Raw genomic sequence first — 21,024 nt, 5'->3', positions numbered from 1 at the left:
TTGCGGTCAGGGAGTTAGCCGATAAAGGGCACGTTCTTTATCGCCTGCACACGCCGAATAACATCGAATTAACCGATTGCATTCATGCAGAACTTACGCTTTTTATCGATAATTAGTTGATAGATCATTGCCCCATCGACTGACAAGTCATCACCAGCGGCGCCCTGCCACAGGCCCGGCCCTGCTACGGAGGAAGTGATCATGCTGCAACTTCGACCTTTCAAATCCCTTGGCGGCGCAGACCACGGCTGGCTGAACGCCCATCACCATTTCTCGTTCGCCAGTTATTACGACGAGAGCCGCATGAACTGGGGCCAGCTACGGGTGTGGAACGATGACGTGATTGAAGCCGGCACGGGCTTCCCACGTCACCCGCACCGGGACATGGAGATCATCACTTATGTGCGTGAGGGCGCCATCACTCATGAGGACAGCCTGGGCAACCGTGGCCGTACCGAAGCCGGCGATGTGCAGGTGATGAGTGCCGGCACGGGTGTGGCGCACAGTGAATACAATCTGGAGTCGAAGGAGACGCGCATTTTCCAGATCTGGATCATGCCGGACGAGGTGGGTGCTCCGCCGTCCTGGGGCGCCAAGCCGTTTCCGAAAGGCGACCGCGAAGGTTTCGTGACGCTGGCAAGCGGCAAGGCGGATGATGATATCGAGCTGCGGATTCGGGCGAACGCCCGGTTGGTGGCGGCGAATCTGAAGGCCGGTGAGACGGCTGAATACGTGCTGGATGCGGGCCGCCGGGCTTATCTGGTGCCTGCGACGGGCGTTATCGAGGTCAACGGCGTTCGTGCTGAAGCGCGGGATGGTGTGGCGGTTGAGGATGAGCGTGTGTTGCGGGTGACGGCCCTCGAAGACAGCGAAATCGTCCTCGTGGATGTGGCTTGAAAAGCGGTAGATCAAGATCAAGGGCGTCTGCCTAAGGGCAGACTGTTTCGCCTTCGGCGACTTACTTTTGAAAAGCACCAAAAGTAAGCAAAAGTGCCTGCTCCTGGTTTGGCCCCTCGCTCCTCGGGGTTCCTTCACTCCGGTCCCGCTCCGTGGGCCCGCCGCCATCCGCCATCCATGGCGGGGGGCGGCTCTCGCGGCAGCCATGCCGCTCGGCCCACTCCGCGAAACCTCCGTTCAGCCTGCACCAAAGTCGCGATAGGCGGTGTTTGGGATTTTTGTGTTCAAAGATCAAGAGCAGATCAAGGGCTTCCCGGCTAAAGCCGGTCCTACAGTGGAGATCGCCGCCGCTCTTTCTGATCGTTCCCACGCTCCGCGTGGTAACGCCGCCCCGGACGCTCTGCGTCCTGCAGACGACGCGCGTCCAGTTTGGAGAACTGACGCGGAGCGTCACGGGATGCATCCCCACGCGGAGCGAGGGAACGATCAAACCATAAGCTGACACGCCGCGCCCTTGTAGGACCGGCTTCAGCCGGGAAGCCTTTGATCTGCACTTGATCTTGATCTTGATCTTCTGCCGCGATGGCTCAAACACCACAAATCGCGACTTGGGTGCAGGCCGAACGCAGACGACGCGGAGTGGGCCGAGCGGCATGGATGCCGCGAGAGCGCCGCCAGGACATGGATGTCCGTTCGGCGCGGGCCCACGTAGCGTCGTCGGAGTGAGGGAACTCCGACGAAGGAGGAGCCCAACCGGGAGCACAAGCCTTTGGTTACTTGGGGCTTTATCAAGTAACTCGCCGAAGGCGAAACGTCTGCCCTTAGGCAGACGCTCTTGATCTTCGTACGCCACAGCGCAGGTTTAACCGGGGACAGATTAATTTACGGTGGAGCGCTGTAAATAAATCAGTCCCCTACACACTTTAGTCCCCTACACACTTTCAAGGCGCTATCGCGCCGTCAACGAGCACTTGCGCCTCTTCGACCAAACGCTTGAGGTGATCCTCGCCCTTGAAGCTCTCGGCATAGATCTTGTAAATATCCTCAGTCCCCGACGGCCGCGCGGCGAACCAGCCGTTCTCGGTAATGACCTTCAGGCCACCAATCGCCTGATCATTGCCCGGCGCCTTGCTCAGTATGCTTTCGATCTTCTCCCCCGCCAGCTCCGTCGATGTCACCTGCTCCGGCGACAGTTTGCTCAACAGCGCCTTCTGCTCGAAGTTGGCCTTCGCCTCGACGCGGGTCGAGACCGGCTCGCCCAACGCATCGGTCAACGCCTTGTACATTTCGCTCGGGTCACGGCCTTTGCGCGCGCGGATCTCTGCGGCCAGCAATGCCGGGATCAGACCATCCTTATCCGTCGTCCAGACCGTTCCGTCACGACGCAGGAACGACGCACCGGCGCTTTCCTCACCGCCAAAGCCCAGCGAACCCTCGAACAAGCCTTCGGCGAAGAACTTGAAGCCCACCGGCACTTCATACAAACGGCGGCCCAGACGCTGGGTCACGCGATCAATCATGCCGCTGCTGACCACGGTCTTGCCGACGGCCGCATCAGCGCGCCATTCAGGACGGTTCTGGAACAGGTAATCGATGGATACCGCCAGGTAATTGTTCGGCGCCAACAGGCCACCGGTTGGCGTGACGATGCCGTGGCGGTCGTGGTCAGGGTCGCAGGCGAAGGCCACCTGGAAGCGATCTTTCAGACCGATCAGGCTCTGCATCGCGAAATTGGACGACGGGTCCATACGGATCTTGCCGTCCCAGTCCACGCTCATGAAGCGGAAGGTAGGGTCGACAAATTTGTTCACCACCTCGAGATTCAGGCCGTAGTGCTCACCGATCGCCGACCAGTAATTCACGCCCGCCCCGCCCAGCGGATCAACGCCCAGGTGCAGGTTGGCGCCACGAATGGCGTCCATGTCGATGACGTTTTTCAGGTCCGCCACGTACGTGTTGATGTAGTCATGGCGATGGGTGGTGTCGGCGCGCAGGGCTTTTTCGTAGGTGATGCGCTGGACATTGACGATGCGCTCGGCCAGCAATTCGTTGGCTTTGTTCTCGATCCACTTGGTGATGTGCGAATCAGCCGGGCCGCCGTTGGGCGGGTTGTACTTGAAGCCGCCGCTTTCCGGCGGATTGTGCGAAGGGGTGATGACGATGCCGTCGGCCAGACCGGTCGTGCGCCCGCGGTTGTAGCAGATGATGGCGTGGGAAATCGCCGGCGTCGGGGTGTATTCATCACCCTCGGAAATCATCACGTTGACGCCGTTGGCCGCCAGCACTTCCAGCGCCGAAGCGGCCGCCGGGGTCGACAGCGCGTGTGTGTCGGCACCGAGGAACAGCGGGCCGTCGATGCCGTTGGCCTGGCGGTACAGGCAGATCGCCTGACTGATGGCCAGCACGTGCCATTCGTTGAAGCTCAATTCGAAGGAGCTGCCGCGGTGCCCGGAGGTACCGAAGGCAACACGCTGGGTCGCCACCGACGCGTCGGGCTGACCGGTGTAATAGGCCGTCACCAGACGAGGAAGATCGACCAGCAATTCTGCAGGCGCCAGTTTGCCCGCGAATGGACTGATACTCATGCGAAACCTCCGTGGATGAAAAATAGGGAAATGACAAGAAGAAAAGGTCCCGACGAGGCGGGAAACAACCTGAAACGCCGCCTGAAATGACCATGCCGCGGCAGTTTACTGGCAGTTGGACCGTGGCGCTCGGCTATTGATCCGTAACGTCCTGAGACAATTAACAGACGCTGATCAGAGTTGCCACCACGCCGGCAACAGCTGCTGAATCTTGCGCTCGGCGAAACGATCGTCGATCAGCACGACTACGCCGCGATCCTCAACACCGCGAATCACCCGACCCGCCGCCTGCACCACTTTCTGCATGCCGGGGTAGAGATAGGTGTAGTCGTAACCGGCGCCGAATAACAGGCTCATGCGCTGCTTGAGTTGCTCGTTGACCGGGTTTATCTGCGCCAGACCCAGAGTGGCGATGAACGCGCCGATCAATCGCGCGCCCGGCAGGTCGATGCCCTCGCCGAACGCCCCGCCCAGCACCGCAAAACCGATGCCCTGACTGGCCGGCGTAAAACGTTCGAGAAAGGCCTGACGTTCGGTTTCCGCCATGCCCCGGGATTGCTTCCAGACGGGCACATCAGGGTGGCTGCGCTCCATCAACTCGGCCACTTGCTGCAGGTAATCGAAGCTGCTGAAAAACGCCAGATAATTGCCCGGACGCGCCTCGAACTGCCGCGCCATCAGCTCGACGATGGGCGCCAGCGATGCCTGCCGATGGGTGTAGCGGGTGGAAATGCGGCTGACGATTTCCACGTCCAGCTGCGAGCGCTGGAACGGCGACTCGACGTCGACCCACGCCGTGGTGTCGGGCAGGCCCAGCAAGTCACGGTAGAAATGCCGTGGATTGAGGGTCGCGGAGAACAGCACCGCGCTGATCGCAGCGGTCAGACGGGGACGCACGAAACCCGCCGGCACGACGTTGCGCAGGCACAGCCGGGACAGCGACTTGCTGCCCAGCTCACGCTTGCTGATGTCGAACAGGAAGTGTTCGTCGAACAGCTCGGCAATCCGACCGAACTGGATCGCCTCGAAATAGAAGCTTTGCAGCTCGCCGTTGGCGGCGTGGGGGTGCTCGTTGAAATAGTCGCCGAACGCCGTGATGCACAAATTGAGGCTATTGAGAAATTTAGCCGGTGTGGCGGCGTAGGCCTGGTAAGGCGCGACTTGCTCCTTGTGCAGGGCATTCCAGTCGCGGTTAAGCCGCTGCAAGGCTTTTTTCACCGGTTCCGGCGCGCTCTGCCTTACCTGATTCATGCTGTGTTGATCGAGGGTCGCGCTGTACATCGACCGCGCCCGCTCGACCATGTTGTGGGCCTCGTCCACCAGCACCGCGACGCGCCACTGATTGAACTGACTGAGCCCGAACAGCATGCCGCTGAGGTCGAAATAGTAGTTGTAGTCGGCGATCACCACGTCCGACCAGCGCGCCAGTTCCTGGCTCAGGTAATACGGACAGACCTGATGGCTCAGCGCAACCTCACGAACCCCCGCTTGATCGAGCCACGGCTTGATCATTGCCTGGCTCCGCGCTGCGGGTAGCCGGTCATAAAAACCCCTGGCGAGCGGACATGAATCCCCGTTGCAGGCCTTGTCCGGGTATTCGCAGGCCTTGTCCCGCGCGACCATTTCCAGCACGCGCAGGCTCAACTCCGGCGCACTTCGCCCGATTACGCTCAGTGCATCCAGCGCCAGCTTGCGCCCCGGGGTCTTGGCGGTCAGGAAAAACACCTTGTCCAGCTTGCGCGTTGGCGCGGCCTTGAGCATCGGGAACACCGTGCCGATGGTCTTGCCGATGCCAGTGGGCGCCTGGGCCATCAAGCAGCGCCCGGTGCTGACCGCCTTGTACACCGACTCAGCCAACGCCCGCTGTCCGGTACGAAAACCGGCGTGGGGAAACTTCAGAGCGCTGAGGCCATGGTCGCGGGCGTCGCGATGGGCCAATTCCTGCCGCGCCCACTGCAGAAAGATTCCCGCCTGAACTTCGAAAAACGCCTGCAACTCGGCTGCCGTGAAACGCTGCTGAATGAGGGTTTCCTGCTCACTGATGATGTTGAAATACACCAGCGCCAGATTGACCTCGGCCAGCTGCAACTGCTGGCAAAGCACCCAGCCATAGACCTTGGCCTGGGCCCAGTGCAGCTGTCGGTGGTTGGCGGGCAGGCTGCTCAACTCGCCGCGATAGGTCTTGATCTCCTCCAGCTGGTTCAGCGCAGCATCGTAGCCGTCCGCCCTGCCCCGAATCCTCAGTTCATGAAACACCCCGCTCAACGCCACCTCGGACTGATACTGCGGCCCACGCCGCGCCGCCACCGTCCGATGCCCGGCAATCCCCTCCTGCGCCGTGGGCGACGGGGTAAACCGCAAATCCAGATCCCCCGCCTTCGCCGTGAACTCGCACAACTCCCGCACCGCCACCCGATACCCCGTTTCCGGATCGACAGCCGCCACCGCCGCAGGCTCGACGGAAGCTGCGCGGGTATCGGGGGAAATGCCGGGAATGGAAGTCACTGAAAAGGCTGGCCGTCGATCGGAACACTGGACGGACGTACAGATAACAGCTCAACGCAGTCGAGGCAAACGGAAATGGATTGGCGGACGGATTTCGGCGCAGAGCGCCAGGGGATGCATTCCCACGCGGAGCGTGGGAACGATCAATAAGCCAGCTTTGGTGATCAAAATTGATAGTGCATGAACTGGCCTCTTCCCGGCTAAAGCCGGTCCCACTAAAAAGCAGCGCGTGCAGTCAGTGAGAGTTGCGGCGACCTCGACTGTGGGACCGGCTTCAGCCGGGAAGCTCTTGATCTGCGCAGCGCTTTTGATCTTGATCTTCCTACGCAAAACGCCCAAACGACACCAAACGCGACTTTGGTGCAGGCCGAACGTAGACGACGCGCAGTGGGCCGAGCCGCATGGATGCGGCGAGAGCGCCGTCAGGACATGGATGTCCGTTCGGCGCGGGCCCACGGAGCGTCGTCGGAGTGAGGGTATTCCGACGAAGGAGGAACCCAACCGAGAGCAAGCACCCTTGGTTACTTGGGGATGGTGCGACTTTCAACTTTTCCAAGTAACTCGCCGAAGGCGAAACAGTCTGCCCCCAGGCAGACGCTCTTGATCTTAAGGATCTTGATCTTGATCTTGATCTTGATCTTGATCTTGATCTTGATCTTGATCTAAAGGGACCTATCCCAACCGCTCTTGAACCAGCGCATTGCGAATAATCACCAGCATTGACTCAATATTCTGATCCCAATCCACCGTCCCGCTGATCCGCAAACACTGCTGATGCAACCCCCGCACACTGAACAACTCCCCCGGCGCCACCACGATCCGCTGCTCCAGCAACCGATTGAACACCCGCGCCGTATCCACCCGATGCACACTCTCCAGCCAGATCGACGCCCCACCCCGAGGACGCACAAACGTCACCTCATCCCCCAGATACGCCTCCACCCCGCTCGCCAACTCACCGACCCGCTGCTCAAGACAACCACGCAACTCACCCATATGGCGATCCAGTTGCCCCGACGCGTACAACCGCGCAATCGCCTTCTGCCGAACCGGCGGCAAACGAAACGAGCGCAACAGCCACTGCTGATGCAACAGCGCCCGCGAATGCCGGCTCAACAGATACCCGAACGGCGCCTCCAGCCCGATCATCTTGTCAAACGCACCCAACACCAACAGCCGCTGCGGATCAATCAAATCCCGAAACGGCGAACGGTGGTCCTCAAAACACAACGCGCCATGGGTATCGTTCTCCAGCACCCACAGCCCGTGCAGGTTCAGCACCTCCGCCATCCGCGCACGCTGGGCGGATGGCATCACCTGCCCACGAACCGGGTCCATCTGCGACGACACAATCGCCATCTTCACGCCTTCCCGCTGAATCACCGCACCCAGCTCATCGACATCAATCCCCCCTTGTGCGTCGGTGCAGACTTCGATCACCCGAATCCCGTACGTCTGCAGCGTGCGCAGGATGCTCCAGCCGCACGGCGACTCCACCAGCACGGCGCCGTCGCGCAGTTGCAACGCTTCGATCACGGTTTTCAGCACGCCGGTCTTGTCCGGCCCGATGAACACGTTGTCCGGGTGCCAGCAATGCTCGGTAGACGAGGTGTAGTCGCCGGCCAGGGCCGTGCGCAATTCGACATCGCCGAAGGGCTGAAAACGCGGGTCGGGCTGGCAGGGATAATGACGCATGAGGTCGCGCTCAACGCTCAGCAGTGCGCCGTGAAGGGACACCAGCAGCGTTGGCTCGTCGGCGCCAAAGACGAACATGTCAGGGCGCCGGGCGCTGGCATGAAAGCGTGTGAACACGTCACCGCCTTCCAGCGGCAGATCGTTGCAGGGGTTGGGCAGCGCGAAATAGCCGGATTTGGGCACGGAGCAAATGCGCCCTTCCTTCTCGAGAAGGCTGTAGGCGTTCTGCACCGTGGAAATAGACACGCGCAGCCGTCGCGCCAACAGCCGCAACGAAGGCAGGCGCACAGCCGGCCCGGCCGACAGTTCGTTGGTCAGCCTGAGCAGGTAGCGGTAAACCATCTGGTAGGCGAAGTCGGTCTTGTTTATCCAAGAGAGCATCATTTTAGAGAAACGTTGACACATTCCAACACCTTGATTAGCTTATAGTTAAGTAAGGCGTGAGAGCCGGAGGTCAACCAGGAAGCGATCAGTGAGAATCAGGTACGTAGAAGGCATCAGATGGTCAGGGGGAGAGATCGACACCTATGTTGTCGTGAATGATGGCCCACTGGAAGGACAGAGCATTGTCCCTGCCCCCACCCCCTTCCTGATCCACATGGCCCAGATCGGCAGACAGAAAAATTCGATCCGCGCCAGTGCGAATGACCTAGCCGGTTTCTTCGAGGCACTCCAGACCTATGGGCAGGACTGGCGCAAGCTCACAGACCGAGACATGTCGGGTTACCTATATGGTTATCTGCGGGTTGCCAAATCCTGTACCAAGGAAACCATCGAGCGAAACGTATCTACACTCAGATCGTTTTACGCCAACGCTTGGGAAACTGGCTTTCTCGAAAATCCACCAACGTTCACATACACCTATGTGACCGGCGCGGAGAAAGTTCAAGGTTACGGAAAGAGAAAGATCGACTTCGACCTTTTTAACAACTACATCGAAGCTAGTGTCTTCGAACACTTGCTAAGCAATGTTAAAACCCAGTCTCCATTCGAGAAAGAACGCGACGAAACTGTCCTGTATCTTGGGTACCATCTGGGACTTCGTAACGAAGAAGTAACAGACTCCCGCAATCTTCGAACAGACGTTCTTACTCAACTGATATCGGATGCTGAGAAAACTGGCAACCTTACAATCACGGTTCCTATCTACGGAAAAGGAAACAAGCTCCGTAAGATCGACGTACCTCCGAAAGCTTTCTTGAAGATTAAATCATTCCTCGTAGGAAGGAGGCGTGGAATACCAGTCGGGCCTTTAATCTGCAAAAAGGATGGCGGCACCCTGTACACCGGCCATGCCACAGATCTATTCAAGGCCGCGAAGATTGCAGCGAGCCTGAGCATAGACTCAGTGCTGGCGGAGCTCTATGAAAAGTGCCCACACCTGCACTTCGTGACGAAAAGGTCGTTCGAAAATTTATCGTTTCACGCCCTGAGGCATACGTACGCTACAAACTTGGTGGACTTCTGTTACAAGCACGGATATGACCCCTGGCAGTACGTTCCGGAACAGATGGGACATGAAGACAAAGCAACAACCAAGGAATATGTACTCTTCGACGGCAAACTGCATCGTAGAGAAAAAATTAGGCAATCACTAAACGATGACTTCAATGACGACTGATACCTCCATAGATGAAGTGGACGCTCCGGCGGGCCTGGCGGCGCTGGCACCCCTTGACCTCGCTATCGAGGACGTTCACGTCACTCAAGATGAGCCGTCAGAAAAAGCCCAGAAAGCTGAGAAAGCTCGGCGACCCACGAGGCCGGCAAAGGCAAACAAGCCTGTGCATGCCCATCAATCAAGCCATGCTGCCCAGGCGAAAGAGCCCGAAAAAATCGCTGGCAGCCCCCCTCTTGCGCCAAAGACGCTGTCCTCCCTCGCCCCTGAGGCGATACCTCAGATCAGCGATTCAGATGTCTTTGCGATGGTGCAGATGCAGGGGGGAGTGCTCAGTCAGGTTGAGTATCGCAGAGTCGAGATCCCAAAACAGTTCCAGTCCTGCCCGATTTATCGTGCATTGTTATATTCGTTCAAGACTGAAAAATCTGCAGCAGCAAATCCAATGATAAATTACAGGAAAGCACTTCGGTTTGACGTGCTGGGTGCTTGGGCGTCCGTAGAGTATCCAAATGCGCAGCATCTTCCCAACGCCGTTTTTCAAGATTACGCTCGCCACCTTCGCCAGGTGCGCGAACTACAGCAAAATAGTATCTGCATTTACATGTCTGGATACCGGACTGGGCTGGACAGCTTTCTTGAGCATGCGCATGGTAATCCAGCACTAGCGGGAGCGGTAGGGACGGTGCGGGAAGCAATCGCATTCATACCTTCTGTGGCCAACAGCCCTGCAAAGCCCAAGGACAGCCTCGGGCAAATCACGGATCAGGAAGAAAAAGACGAACACAAACTAGTACGCTCGACAATCCATTACTGCTGCCAATTTCTGAAGCAGATGAATGAACAGCGTCTTGAGCTACTGAGCGACCCCGAGGTCATGAGGGAACTGCAGGCACGCCTAGACGCTTGCGGCAGCAATTATAAAGAACTGAAATACACCACAACCGACTATCAGTTGGGAATCGGCTACAAATTTATTGCAGCATCAATTCTGGAAAGCTGCAACATGCAGTTGAAGGAGCGCCTGCTGCACAATGACATAGATTTCAGTTACTCAGGCATTGAAAATGGCACCTCAATGTCCATAGAGGGAGCAAATTCGCGAATCAAGGAAGGCTTGAGGCCAACCGGCAACATAGACGTCCAACCGGAAGCTGGCAATGCCAGGCTTTACTTTCACAACATCGACTACCTTTTCCTAATCAAGCATACCCCCTCGGAGGAGACAGCGTTTGCATGGCTACTGGCTACTGACCGAGTTCAGGCTAGCGGCGCTGCACGTATGAGGCTTGAGGATCTCAGGATCACCGCCACAACTGCGTCAGCCATATATATCAAGGGGAGAAGCACAGAGCCTACACGCGAAGTCCCCCTGCATTATAAGAAAACTATGCAATACCAAGCATATGCCGACTTCAAAAGCTTGAAAGAAAGCTTCTATGAACGTTTTCCAGAAACGGGCGACGCTCTTTTCAAGCTGCCGAGTATCGCTAATTTCCAAGCCATTGATGGAACAGTCTACCGTCCACTATTGATGGCAGCCTACAAACATACCGCACAGTACCAGGCTCAACTCGAACACGCGCCCGACTCGGAGCTCTTTGCGGACATTTTGCGCCGTGTTGCCGCAAATAACAGGCAGGTGTTGCCGGCAAGCCATACCAAAGACCGGCCTGCCTTTGTCCACACAGGCGATGGCCCGTCCCCCAAACGCCAGACGATCTCCATTACCGCAATCGCCCAATCTCGGGCCATCCTCGATGCCGATGGCGATTCCCATGATAACGAGGCGTTCGAGAAGTACTCACAGGAAATCGTGGGTGCCGATGCAACGGCTCACTCACCTGGCGTCAAAGAAGTCATCTACAAGCATGCCAGCCAAACCAAATATCGTTTGGAAAAGCGCGCCGCGTTTGCGACCAGTGTAGGCCAGTTGATGGTGGAAGATGCCCGGAAAGTCCAAGCGGCGATTCGCGAGGAAGAGGTCATAGAAATCAGCGCACTGAAGGCGATGCTGGGCTGGTCAGAGGCCCAGACCGACATGTCTGAAATGGAGGAGTTTGATCAACTGCTCTTCTCTGCCCAGCAAGCCGGCTTCACTGTATCGCCATTTGGTGAGCTGGAAAAAGACGGTGTGAGTTACCTCATCAACAACCCGGTTTCTGCCGCTCTGCTGATGAGCTACAGGAAAGAGTGCGTCAAGCAGATTGAGCGGTTGTCAGCTGAGGATGAACTGAAAGCCTTCGCCATTGCTATGCAGGCTGCTCACATCGACCAGGCGCTGGAAAGATTTGACCGCAAGACAGTCTCCGAGGGGTTAGAGATTTTCAAGAAGGCAAACTTCCCCCCTCCTGTGATCCGCTAGCGCCATCCAAATCAAGACCCACAAAGAACAAAAACGAAAACAAAAACAAAGACAAAAAAAGTCAAAATATTAAGGCGATCAGGTAATTACAATGGCCAGACACTCATCAAACCCGTTAGTTATTGCCATGAAGGAGATGAATTCCAAAATTGCCAACCAACTGGGCGATGAAATCTTTCAATTCCAGGATCCCATCACAGGCTTGTTCTACTCGGCAAACTTTGCATGGAAATGCTCGGTCGCCAAGCGGCTGTACGCTCAAACTCTCTTTCTGGCTAGCGACGTTACGCGAGGGTATGCTGACGACAAAAACCGAATCGTGGTCACCAGCCTCTCTAGTGCGCGGCAGGAATTGGCCTACCTTCGGGACATTTGCGAGTACTGGGAAACTCAGTTCCCTGATCGACCTCTCAGATCCTTGTCCCGGCTCGAACTACAGCTGATGGTTCGTAGCTTCATGGTCAAAAAAGAGAACAACGAGGGCGGCGAGGCGATCCTAGGCGCCTCTACTCTGACGATGATTTGCAAGCTGTTGGAGCGTACTTATGTGTTTTCGCATTCCGGCAAGTTGGTTGACGGCGTAGTCCACCGTATGACCAAGCCATTCAAGAAAGCAGCGATGGCTCCGTTACTAGGCACTGATGTCGACTTCGAAACATGGAACAGAGGCGGCAGCTACGGTTCAATCCCCATGGCATGTGCTTCACTCATGCTTGCGGAAGCCATCACCATAATTGAATCAGACGAAGCCGCCGTTGCCGTCGCTTTTTTCGCACAGTGGCGGAAATTCAAAAACAACGCTCAGCATTGGTTTGGTAAGCGCGACAGATTGGCGCTTTTCAGGCGACTTGAGTCGCCTAGCTATACCCCCTCGCGATGGGAAAGAGACTGGGCTCCATCTGCAATGGCCGTCGGTACGGCTGTGGATGCTGTCACAAAATCTCGATTTGAGCGGTTGCCTTGGAATTCTCCGGGCGAGTTATCAGACTTCTGTAAAGAGCTAACGACAGCAGTGGTTGTCATCATTGCACTGCTCAGCGGGTTCCGGATTAGCGAAATTGAGAGCATGAATATCAATGATTACTATCAGGAGCCTGACGGTTCTTGGTGGTTCATATCTGAAAACCCTAAAACGGAAGCTGGATTCGCTCATCCAAGGTCTTTGCATGGGCTTGCTGCAGACGCCGCTAACCTGATGAAGAAACTTACGCCGATCAACGTTGATGAAGTCAATCTGCCGTTGATACACCGTAGCTGGAGGATTGAAGGTTTCACTATGGCGCGTGGCTGGTTCTCTAAAGACACCCTCGAAGGCTGGCTTGCCGACGTCGGCTACGACCGCAATACGATGAGGACATGGTTCAAGAAATTTTATAAAGAAAAAGTAGTTGAGAAGTACCCTGAGGCTGCTGAGCTGTTGGATGACGCTACCCCGCACCAAGCGCGCCACACATTCGCAGAGTTCGCCTTGCGACGATTTGACGGCAACGTCCTTGAGAAAATCCGAGAGCATTTCCGGCATGCCCAGGGGTCATCTCATACGCAGGCCTACACTCGAGACAAGCTTAGCGAGTCGGTGCGCATGAGCATGGAAAAGGATTATGCCAGGGAGGTCGTGGGTCGTATTGCGCTTGGCCAACTAGACGATCGCTTCTACGGCCCGGCTGCCAAGCGCATCGAAAAGGAGATGTCTTCGATTTCCGTGCTGACTGGCGACGAGTTCGATGAGCAAGTGACGGCCATTGCTGACAGCATCTTGCGCTTTACAGCGTTCGAGTGGGGCTATTGCGTGCTGCGTTTCGGCGAACAGCACATGGCCAAGTGTCACGATCCAAAGACCGGCACGCCTAATGTTGATCAACGTAGCAGCCCAGGTGTCTGTGTCGGTTGTCCACACGGTATGAACAATCCGCTACAAGGTGAAGAGCTGTTACGCATTGGTATCGCGCACCAGTTCATTGCGACTTCTCACCCCTTGAAGACGATCGGGAAGATGAGTGATGACGTCGCGACCCAAATCAAGCGTCGACTTGTGGGGCAGGACTGACTGACATGTTCGAACTCGATAATTTTTTGACTAGCCCCCAAGCACCCGAAGCACCTGAATGGGCGAATTCAGAGACCAAGCGTGCGCTCTACAGGCATGTCTGCGCTGAGTTTGAGCGCATCAAGAGTCGCATTGAGTCTGGGGAAAACCTCGCCATCAAAGAACGCAAGATCGTCGCGCGCACAATTGCGAGGGAAAGCGGCGTTCACGACAGCTTGCTCAACAAGCGCCGTCAGCCTGATATCCATGAGCTCATCACTCAGAACAATAAAGAGCTGGATAAGCTCTGGAATCACCTGGAGGCGACGAAGTACAAGACCAGTAAGAAGCCGAGTAAAGCGAAGATTGAGGACGAGCTGCGCGAGGCGAGAGCCGAGATCGAGCGCCTGACCAATCTCCGCTTGTCCGAAGCGTTGACTTCAGCGATAGAGCTTCAGATGACGGATAGCCAGAGAGCTCTGGTTGCAACAGTCGAGCATCTGAAGGCAGAGGTCGAAAGGCTTCAGGTGCGCAACGGAGAGCTGAGCAAACAGCTGCGCAACATGATGATGGCGGTAGACAACATCAAGAGCAAATAGCCAAGGAGAGATGACTGAAGCCACGGGCGGTTTCCAGCCTCTACCCTTATGGGCGTGCCCTTTGGGCCGGCTGTCGTAAACCAGGCCACTCGGCTGTCGCCGGCGTCCTGGCCCTGCGGGCGTCCATCCTCACGCCTGCGCGCTCCGCTTGCCTGGACTCCGCGGGACTTTCCAGAGGCCCTGCGCCATCGTAGCAGTGGTGCGACTGGGATTCAGCGCAAAGCCGTGGTACCGGGAGTCACCGTTCGCATGCAAAGGCGCCTCAGCGGCGCCTGCCCTCCTCTTTCCGCCAAGAAAACTGCTCCCATCACACACATCAAAATGAGTCAGCAACGTCATACCCTAACGCAGTCACCTCAAACACCTGACCCTCCACTCCGCGCGCCACCAAGAGCTTTAGCCCTACTAACTGAGTGACAGCCTGTTCCCAAACCGCGATTTCTCTTCTCTCGTTCGAGACGACCATATTTTTCCCATTGGTTTGGATGTCGGTGCCGTTAATGTGCCGTACGACGAGAACGGCTCCATGACTATCTCTTACGGCTTCAGCAAGCAGAGCTCTGGCCTCGTTAGAGAGCTGTTGACTCGGCAATGCCTGAGCCTTTTGCACGGGCGCGGACGATACTCCAATCAGCTCATTCATATGCATGGCAAGATGACGATTGAAGTCCTCTGCGAACTGATCGGGATTGTCAAAGCTGTGGTACTGACCTCTCTCCCGGCAGGACTTCTTGAATGAGGTAAGTCGCTCATACTCGTCTCGGTCAACGGAATCCAGCGCGACAGGCTCGCCAGAAAAATATAAAAGCGTCGGTCTCCCGGCCTCGATATGCCGTTCGATTTCTTCGACTGTACCGCTGTCATATTCCGCAGTCGGAGTGCCCAGTCTCGTCCAGAACACCCCCACGAGGAGATCCGCATCAGAGAGGAGCTTCTCATTTATCAGCTCTTGAGCGGGCTTGCCCATGTTCGGAGCTGAGCTGGTTTCCCACCCCACCGGCAACAGCACGGAAGAGCTGTGCTTAGCGTGGATCTCGTTCCATGCATGAACAGTCTGGCGAATCTGAGCGCGGGCCCAAGCAACATCGCTGGGTGATGCGATAAAGATGTTATACAGCGTCACTGCCTGACTCATATTCATTCCCTGTTGATAGTAAAGTTCTCGGGTGCAACCGGCGGAGTCACTGCGTTTGTACTGAGAGCGCTGCGTGCGGGTAATACAGCGTTCTGGTGCGACAGTCCCACGCGGCATTTACAGATTCAGACCAAGACCAAAGCACCTCTCGACCGAGGCGGTCGCGATACTCCCCCACCAGATAGTAGCCCCAGCACCTACAAATTCGAAGATAAAGTCTGAGCTTGCCGCGACTGCTGCTCCACAGGCACCATAAACATAAATAACAATAAAAAGGCATTACTATGAACAAGCCCTACGTGAAAATCGATTCAAGCAAAACGGGAGCGGTACAGTCCGTGTCCGCTAGGATTCATTTCGACAAAGAAGACAGCCAATCCCAATCCCTTTTTCAAACCTTCGGCAAGGCTTACCTGATGCTGGACGCGCTAACCGCATTTAGGCCAGACCGTCCGGATATCGCACAGACCTATTTTCTCAACGCGCTAATCCAAAACGGCTGGGATTTAGACATCGTGCAGTCGATGCTAGTGCATGTCGATTGGACAGACCGCATGTGTAGCGCTTGGTACTGGCTCGATGAAACGGAGCGCACGCACGCAGCGACTCTGGATTACGATGTTTACCAAAATTTCTGGCCGAGTTTTGAGTTCTGCGCCCCTGGCTTCGACGCTAAAGCCCGATACTGGGTATGTTTGCTGTCAAAATTGGAGACAGCTCCGGATGGCGTCCCTGAGGGTATGAGCGTCCACTGATGCAGAGCACGTGCAGCCGACTCAATTCACTTATTGCACTATATAGCGCGACTTCAGGGGGCGCTGGCTTGAAGCCGACTACACGGCTGTCGTTGGCATCGTGAGCTCTGTAGTAGATCGAGCTCACGCCATCGGCAGTTTCGACCTGCGTGATCAGTTCTTCTGCTTACTGCTCTGTGCATCGCCCCGCCTGACTGCTATCACAGCGCAGCTAACGCGTAGCTGCGGTAAGCGCCTCACTATGTCAAAACGGCGAATCGCTACTGGAAAGATCTTTGCCCCATCAAGCCCATCCAGCCCCTATGCAAGCGAAAGGCAAGTCGCCAATCGACACCCCACAGGACGTGCCCTTCGGGTGGATCGTCATAAACCAGGCCGCTGGGCTGCGGCCGGCGTGGGCTCCTATGCTCACGTCTTCGGCCATCCCTTAATTCTCGCTACGCCCCTGATCCGTCCCCCCTGACTTTTGTGTTCATCCAGCGGGCGCAGGCGCGTGCAAAAAAGCACAAATTGCTCGGCTAGGTCGTCGCATTTCCCGAACCGGAGCCTTTTCGATCAATGTTCTAGACCCGCGAGCGCCGCTGCGCTAGATCGACCAAAAAGGGGGCATAGCCCCCTTTTCAGTGTGTCGATTGACTCAATTATTGAACTTATAGGCTTACCGCAAGTTTGGTTACTGCCATACGTCCATGGGGAACTTCAACTTGGAAGTCGACAAGATTAAGGGCATATCAAATCATACACCACTGGAAAATGATCGAAAGTCTTCTGCAGAAACGGCAAGCCATTGGCATCAGTTAAGCTAGACGTCAAACCGGCTAGAGAGTCGACAGGCGTCGCAAGTACCGTTTTATTCGCGTTTAGGAGAGCATAGTCTAACAGCCCCCCCGATTTCGCGTACATACTAACCCCTACTGGAGCGCCATCCTGTGAATACGGGGTGACGCTCCACTGAGAATATGTCAGCTTACCCACGATCGGAGGCACGATGGTCAGATTCTTAGGCGCTTTCGGGCTTGAATTATTAAAGTCCCCGATAACTACATCATTGTTATGAACGCTAACCCATTGAGCAACTAAATCCACGGCAGTCTTCCCGCCAAAGGTACTAGCGTTCGCGTGGAGAAACCATACTCCCACCTGCCGGGTCGTGGCCCGATCGGTGTACATCACACGTATAAGATTACGCTTTGACCTATCAGTATCCCATTCTTTAGCCGGGATCACATCGTCGGTCACTGCTACCTTCACCCCTGCCTTGCAAAATACGACAGTATTCAGATGCGTACCAGGGTTCGGCACAACACCGCAAGCTATATAACCTTGCGCACCGGCGCCAGCGCCAAGCAAATATTTATCCGCCCATGCTTGGGCGGCGGCTGGATTGCCTATGTTACTTGAGACCTCATCAAGACATAAAATGTCTGGATTTAAATACTTGACACGAGCAACTGCGAACTTGATTTTCTCATCAGCGAATTTTTCGCCGCCTGCTGGTATAGTTGAATTCCAATACATTACTTTCATATTGATTTCCAGTAATAAGGCCAAGATACTTAAGGTAAGTTCTCAAAGCTACTAGCGGCAAAACGATGCTCACTTTTAGCAGCACGTGGAAAAGGCTTTCCGGTAATGCGAGCTTTAACTTCCCTGACCGGCACCACCACCAGCTACGTCGCCACCGGTAGAGTCATCAACCGATATTGCGAGGTATTTATTAGGATAGTACTTCGCCATCCAGCCTTGGGCCAATTGCGAGGCGGTAATACGTTTAAGATAGTACGTTATTGGCGCTCCAATATTCCCAGCCAAGCATTTCTGGATGTAATCGTCTAAAGCGTCCATCATCGAGTTTGTGTCGATGAGCTTATTTGCACCATCATCAATATTAGACAACGCTGAAAGTGCGCTCTCCATTTGATTCGACTTCATGGCCATAAACTCTTTACCAGTACGCGCCTGATCTGCCGCAGACGATACTGACTCCTGGTCGGATTGAGTGACACCCTGCAGCTTCAATAGCGCAGCCATTGATGAGGAACCATCAAAGTCGGCAAACTGCTTGACGCCCATTTTGACTTGATTGGATTTAATCGACGGGATAGACCCTATCGTTGTAAGTGTGCAATGGGAGGTAACATTTTGCGTTGAGAGCAGCGCCTTGGCGTCATCACTGAACGATCTGTTTACACCGAAGCCACCCGAGACGCTCTCGAACCAGCCTGCCACTTTGAACTGCGTTTGCAGGGAGGAAGCAACGCTCTCCATGTTCTCACTACTACGGGTATCGGTGGTGTTGAGTATGTGCACCATCCCGATGAAGCAAGACCCCATAGTGGCTCCTGACAGCAGCGTAAGAGCCTTTTCGTCCTTAGAGTTTGCCTGCTTCGAGACCTGCTCCATAGACGCAATGGAGTCTGTTTTGATCATGCTATCGGGGAAATAGGCGTTGAAAGCGCGAATGCCTTTGTCGACATCAAGGATGAACGGGGCAAGGAGAACTGCATCTTTATGAGTACATGTGACGCTTATGACCAACGTGCCGGAGATGCTGTGGTTCTGCACCTGGCTGTTGACCTGGCTGGCAGCTGATCCGGCGGCCTGCGAAGAAAATTCATCACCAAAGATGCCGACTTGGCCGCTGATGAAAGAAGCGATCTTTGCGGCGTGGGTTCCAGAAGCTTGGGTATTTTGGTCGAGAGTGAAAAACTGCACGTTCATACGCAAGCTGTCTGCCGACAGGGGCATCTGCTTTATCTGCGTCCGATTGTAGTCAACTGGACTTTCGACCGAGTCGGCGATACCAGACATTTTCGCTTTGAGGGGCTGGGCCAGCTTTATCGCCGCGACCTTTGCCTTAGCGAAGTCCAATGCTGCTGCCGAAACCTCTTTTCCTAGACCAGCAGACTCTCCGTCAACATCAGAAGTATCAATACCCATCCCGGCAAGTTCCTGGGACGTCATGTCGAGTGAGCGCTTTGCAGCAATGAGTGAATTGAGAGTGTCTTCAGCAGCGTCTGCAGGTGCCTGCGCAGCAGAAATCTGCTCCAAGATGTCAAGGCGATCAAGGCTAACCAAGTTGCCCAATGCGAGTGCTGGATCGTAGGGTATGGTTGAAGGCATATTACTTTGCTCCTGCGGGTGGGGGTTTCCAATTTATTGAGGTTGCAATTGCAAGCAGCCGGCTGAGCAGCCTGCTGAATCCGCCCAAGGGCGGTATGCTTTTAACTGTCTACGGGACACACCAAACGTTGCGTGTAAAGCTTCTGGACTCCATTCACGGCCTAGTGCCAAGCGGATGGCCGCCCGGCGCAACGCAAGAAATAAGCCCCAAATACTGGGTATGTCGATCTGACCATTGACGTCGGCCAGGCTTCGCCACTTGCCGTAGATCCCCTCAGGAACAAGAAGCCCGGTCTGGACGAAGAAGCGCTGAGCGCGGGTAGGCAGATAAAGCCGACGCCCTCCGTGAGCTGTCACCAAATCAAGCACCAGGGTGAAATCCCTGACGTCGGCTATTTGCATCAATGATCCCGGCAAACAGGAGGTCACTAGGTCGCGGTTTTGCCGGCAGAAGTCGAGGCACATCTGACGAGAGTTGCCCGCCAGCAAAGCAGCTCCGCCGAGCAGGTAGAGAAAACAATCCGTCGCAGGTGAAACGTCGTCATACCATTGTCCAGCCGCATCACGATCCATAGCACTGCTCCCCGGAAATTCCGTGTGATCCGTTGGGTTGAAGCTATCGAAAAGCAGCTGGGTAAAATAGGGGAACAAACCCCCCTGACACACTTGACCGATGAAAATCGTACGGAGGGGTGTGATCAACCGTGGATCAATGCCCCCCTACTTTTATCTTGGACACTCAGCCACCCTTTAGACCCGCACGCTGATTTCAACGGTCGCAGAGCTTTTGCGCACCTCCAGAATGCGAGTCGCTGTAAAAAGCATTCGCGACCTTCAACACCCATCAAACTAGCGCAAGAGGTTAAGAAACTTATGGCGACGGTAATTAGCAGCAACCCATCAGACGCAGAGCTTCAGCTCCAGCTCCAGCTCCAGCAGATACCAATGGTTATCGATTTAAGTCATGGCGATGGGGTGGAGAGTTTCGAACAGGCAAAGAGTGCGGGACTAATCGGAGTCATTCATAAGGCAACCACAGGAGCAACCGGTAGAGATGATCAGTATGCACCGCGCCGAACTCAAGCACATGACGCAGGATTACTTTGGGGCGCTTACCATTGGGGGACGAGTGCGCCCGCTGAGGAACAGGTCGAAAACTTTATATCTTGGGCAGCCCCAGACGCAAATACGCTTGTTGCTCTAGATTTAGAAGCGACCCTTGGTAATCAGATGACGCTTGACCTTGCTAAGCAATTTTGCCAGATGCTCTTCGAGCGTTTAGGTCGACGACCGGTTATCTATAGTGGCAGCACCCTTAAAGATGACTTGGGCGTATCCGCAGACCCATTTCTAGCGCAGCATCGACTTTGGCTAGCCCAATACGGTGCTCCACCCAAAGTTCAAAAAAGCTGGGAAGACTTTTGGCTGTGGCAATATACGGATGGCGAAAGTGGGCCGGCAATGTGTCGTACAATACCAGGAATTCTGGGAGACACCCAGCACCGCATTGACTGCAATTACTTTCCGGGGGATGCTTCGACTCTAACGTCACAATGGGCTTCTTAAATAGGAGTACCCACCGGAAAACATTGAAATAACTAAGCATCGGGGACACCAATATTAATGCTCTGTTCTGAAAATTACCCAAATGCAGCGATGCTGTCCCTTTTCTTGCTAACTCAGGTATTGAGGAGGGTGAGGCGTCTGTTAAGTCCTGAGAT

Annotated in this window: 14 protein-coding genes; 7 read left to right on the top strand and 7 right to left on the bottom strand. The window is 55.5% G+C overall.

Annotated features, from left to right (window positions below):
* Positions 1-201 precede the first annotated feature (201 nt).
* Entirely contained in the window at positions 202-897 is a 696-nt protein-coding gene (locus ACYAR8_RS18495; RefSeq protein WP_108119513.1) for a pirin family protein, read from the top strand.
* Between the two features lie 941 nt (positions 898-1,838).
* Here ACYAR8_RS18495 and pgm read toward each other — a convergent pair.
* The 3 genes from pgm to ACYAR8_RS18480 all read right to left on the bottom strand — a co-directional run bounded on the left by pgm (position 1,839) and on the right by ACYAR8_RS18480 (position 8,066).
* Positions 1,839-3,482: a phosphoglucomutase (alpha-D-glucose-1,6-bisphosphate-dependent) gene (gene pgm, locus ACYAR8_RS18490; RefSeq protein WP_463580678.1), complete on the bottom strand. Its 1,644-nt coding sequence runs from the start codon at positions 3,480-3,482 to the stop codon at positions 1,839-1,841.
* Positions 3,483-3,656: 174 nt separating this feature from the next.
* The gene (locus ACYAR8_RS18485; RefSeq protein WP_463580701.1) at positions 3,657-5,927 is read right to left on the bottom strand and encodes an ATP-dependent DNA helicase; all 2,271 of its coding nucleotides are present in this window, start codon (positions 5,925-5,927) and stop codon (positions 3,657-3,659) included.
* A 732-nt stretch (positions 5,928-6,659) separates the two neighbouring features.
* Complete coding sequence (locus ACYAR8_RS18480) at positions 6,660-8,066, bottom strand: aminotransferase class I/II-fold pyridoxal phosphate-dependent enzyme (RefSeq protein WP_463580677.1); 1,407 nt, start codon at positions 8,064-8,066, stop codon at positions 6,660-6,662.
* An 88-nt stretch (positions 8,067-8,154) separates the two neighbouring features.
* Here ACYAR8_RS18480 and ACYAR8_RS18475 point away from each other — a divergent pair, with 88 nt between their 5' ends.
* From ACYAR8_RS18475 to ACYAR8_RS18460, 4 genes are all read left to right on the top strand, one after another.
* Positions 8,155-9,303, top strand: coding sequence for a tyrosine-type recombinase/integrase (locus tag ACYAR8_RS18475; RefSeq protein WP_463580676.1), 1,149 nt, complete (start codon positions 8,155-8,157; stop codon positions 9,301-9,303).
* Positions 9,293-11,665: a hypothetical protein gene (locus tag ACYAR8_RS18470; protein WP_463580675.1), complete on the top strand. Its 2,373-nt coding sequence runs from the start codon at positions 9,293-9,295 to the stop codon at positions 11,663-11,665. The genes ACYAR8_RS18475 and ACYAR8_RS18470 overlap by 11 nt, the downstream gene beginning before the upstream one ends.
* Before the next feature lie 136 nt (positions 11,666-11,801).
* Positions 11,802-13,712 (top strand): site-specific integrase, encoded by a 1,911-nt coding sequence (locus ACYAR8_RS18465; RefSeq protein ID WP_463580674.1) that lies wholly within the window; start codon positions 11,802-11,804, stop codon positions 13,710-13,712.
* Positions 13,713-13,717: 5 nt separating this feature from the next.
* Complete coding sequence (locus tag ACYAR8_RS18460; protein ID WP_463580673.1) at positions 13,718-14,290, top strand: hypothetical protein; 573 nt, start codon at positions 13,718-13,720, stop codon at positions 14,288-14,290.
* Positions 14,291-14,606: 316 nt separating this feature from the next.
* Here the strand turns inward: ACYAR8_RS18460 and ACYAR8_RS18455 are convergent, their stop codons facing one another.
* On the bottom strand, positions 14,607-15,425 hold the full coding sequence (locus tag ACYAR8_RS18455) for a hypothetical protein (protein ID WP_463580672.1): 819 nt from the start codon (positions 15,423-15,425) through the stop codon (positions 14,607-14,609).
* A gap of 284 nt (positions 15,426-15,709) precedes the next feature.
* Here ACYAR8_RS18455 and ACYAR8_RS18450 point away from each other — a divergent pair, with 284 nt between their 5' ends.
* Entirely contained in the window at positions 15,710-16,180 is a 471-nt protein-coding gene (locus ACYAR8_RS18450) for a hypothetical protein (RefSeq protein ID WP_463580671.1), read from the top strand.
* 720 nt (positions 16,181-16,900) lie between these two features.
* Here the strand turns inward: ACYAR8_RS18450 and ACYAR8_RS18445 are convergent.
* The 3 genes from ACYAR8_RS18445 to ACYAR8_RS18435 all read right to left on the bottom strand — a co-directional run bounded on the left by ACYAR8_RS18445 (position 16,901) and on the right by ACYAR8_RS18435 (position 19,876).
* Positions 16,901-17,707 carry a hypothetical protein gene (locus ACYAR8_RS18445; RefSeq protein ID WP_463580670.1) on the bottom strand — a complete coding sequence of 269 codons (807 nt, stop codon included), beginning with the start codon at positions 17,705-17,707 and terminating at the stop codon, positions 16,901-16,903.
* Between the two features lie 114 nt (positions 17,708-17,821).
* Positions 17,822-19,303, bottom strand: a complete 1,482-nt coding sequence (locus ACYAR8_RS18440) for a hypothetical protein (protein WP_463580669.1) — start codon at positions 19,301-19,303, stop codon at positions 17,822-17,824.
* 33 nt (positions 19,304-19,336) lie between these two features.
* The gene (locus ACYAR8_RS18435) at positions 19,337-19,876 is read right to left on the bottom strand and encodes a hypothetical protein (protein WP_463580668.1); all 540 of its coding nucleotides are present in this window, start codon (positions 19,874-19,876) and stop codon (positions 19,337-19,339) included.
* Positions 19,877-19,900: 24 nt separating this feature from the next.
* On the opposite strand from ACYAR8_RS18435, the gene ACYAR8_RS18430 reads away from it, so the two are divergent.
* Positions 19,901-20,869 carry a glycoside hydrolase family 25 protein gene (locus ACYAR8_RS18430; RefSeq protein ID WP_463580667.1) on the top strand — a complete coding sequence of 323 codons (969 nt, stop codon included), beginning with the start codon at positions 19,901-19,903 and terminating at the stop codon, positions 20,867-20,869.
* Positions 20,870-21,024: the final 155 nt, after the last annotated feature.

This window comes from Pseudomonas sp. HP_01 (assembly GCF_055284355.1).
The sequence above is the reverse complement of the archived record's forward strand: the minus strand, read 5'-3'. Positions and strand labels throughout refer to the sequence as shown.

Coding starts and splice junctions, on each gene's coding strand:
- ACYAR8_RS18460 (WP_463580673.1), top strand. CDS start 13,718: ATGTTCGAACTCGATAATTTTTTGACTAGCCCCCAAGCACCCGAAGCA.
- ACYAR8_RS18450 (WP_463580671.1), top strand. CDS start 15,710: ATGAACAAGCCCTACGTGAAAATCGATTCAAGCAAAACGGGAGCGGTA.
- ACYAR8_RS18470 (WP_463580675.1), top strand. CDS start 9,293: ATGACGACTGATACCTCCATAGATGAAGTGGACGCTCCGGCGGGCCTG.
- ACYAR8_RS18480 (WP_463580677.1), bottom strand. CDS start 8,066: ATGATGCTCTCTTGGATAAACAAGACCGACTTCGCCTACCAGATGGTT.
- ACYAR8_RS18435 (WP_463580668.1), bottom strand. CDS start 19,876: ATGGATCGTGATGCGGCTGGACAATGGTATGACGACGTTTCACCTGCG.
- ACYAR8_RS18465 (WP_463580674.1), top strand. CDS start 11,802: ATGAATTCCAAAATTGCCAACCAACTGGGCGATGAAATCTTTCAATTC.
- ACYAR8_RS18440 (WP_463580669.1), bottom strand. CDS start 19,303: ATGCCTTCAACCATACCCTACGATCCAGCACTCGCATTGGGCAACTTG.
- ACYAR8_RS18495 (WP_108119513.1), top strand. CDS start 202: ATGCTGCAACTTCGACCTTTCAAATCCCTTGGCGGCGCAGACCACGGC.
- pgm (WP_463580678.1), bottom strand. CDS start 3,482: ATGAGTATCAGTCCATTCGCGGGCAAACTGGCGCCTGCAGAATTGCTG.
- ACYAR8_RS18445 (WP_463580670.1), bottom strand. CDS start 17,707: ATGAAAGTAATGTATTGGAATTCAACTATACCAGCAGGCGGCGAAAAA.
- ACYAR8_RS18455 (WP_463580672.1), bottom strand. CDS start 15,425: ATGAGTCAGGCAGTGACGCTGTATAACATCTTTATCGCATCACCCAGC.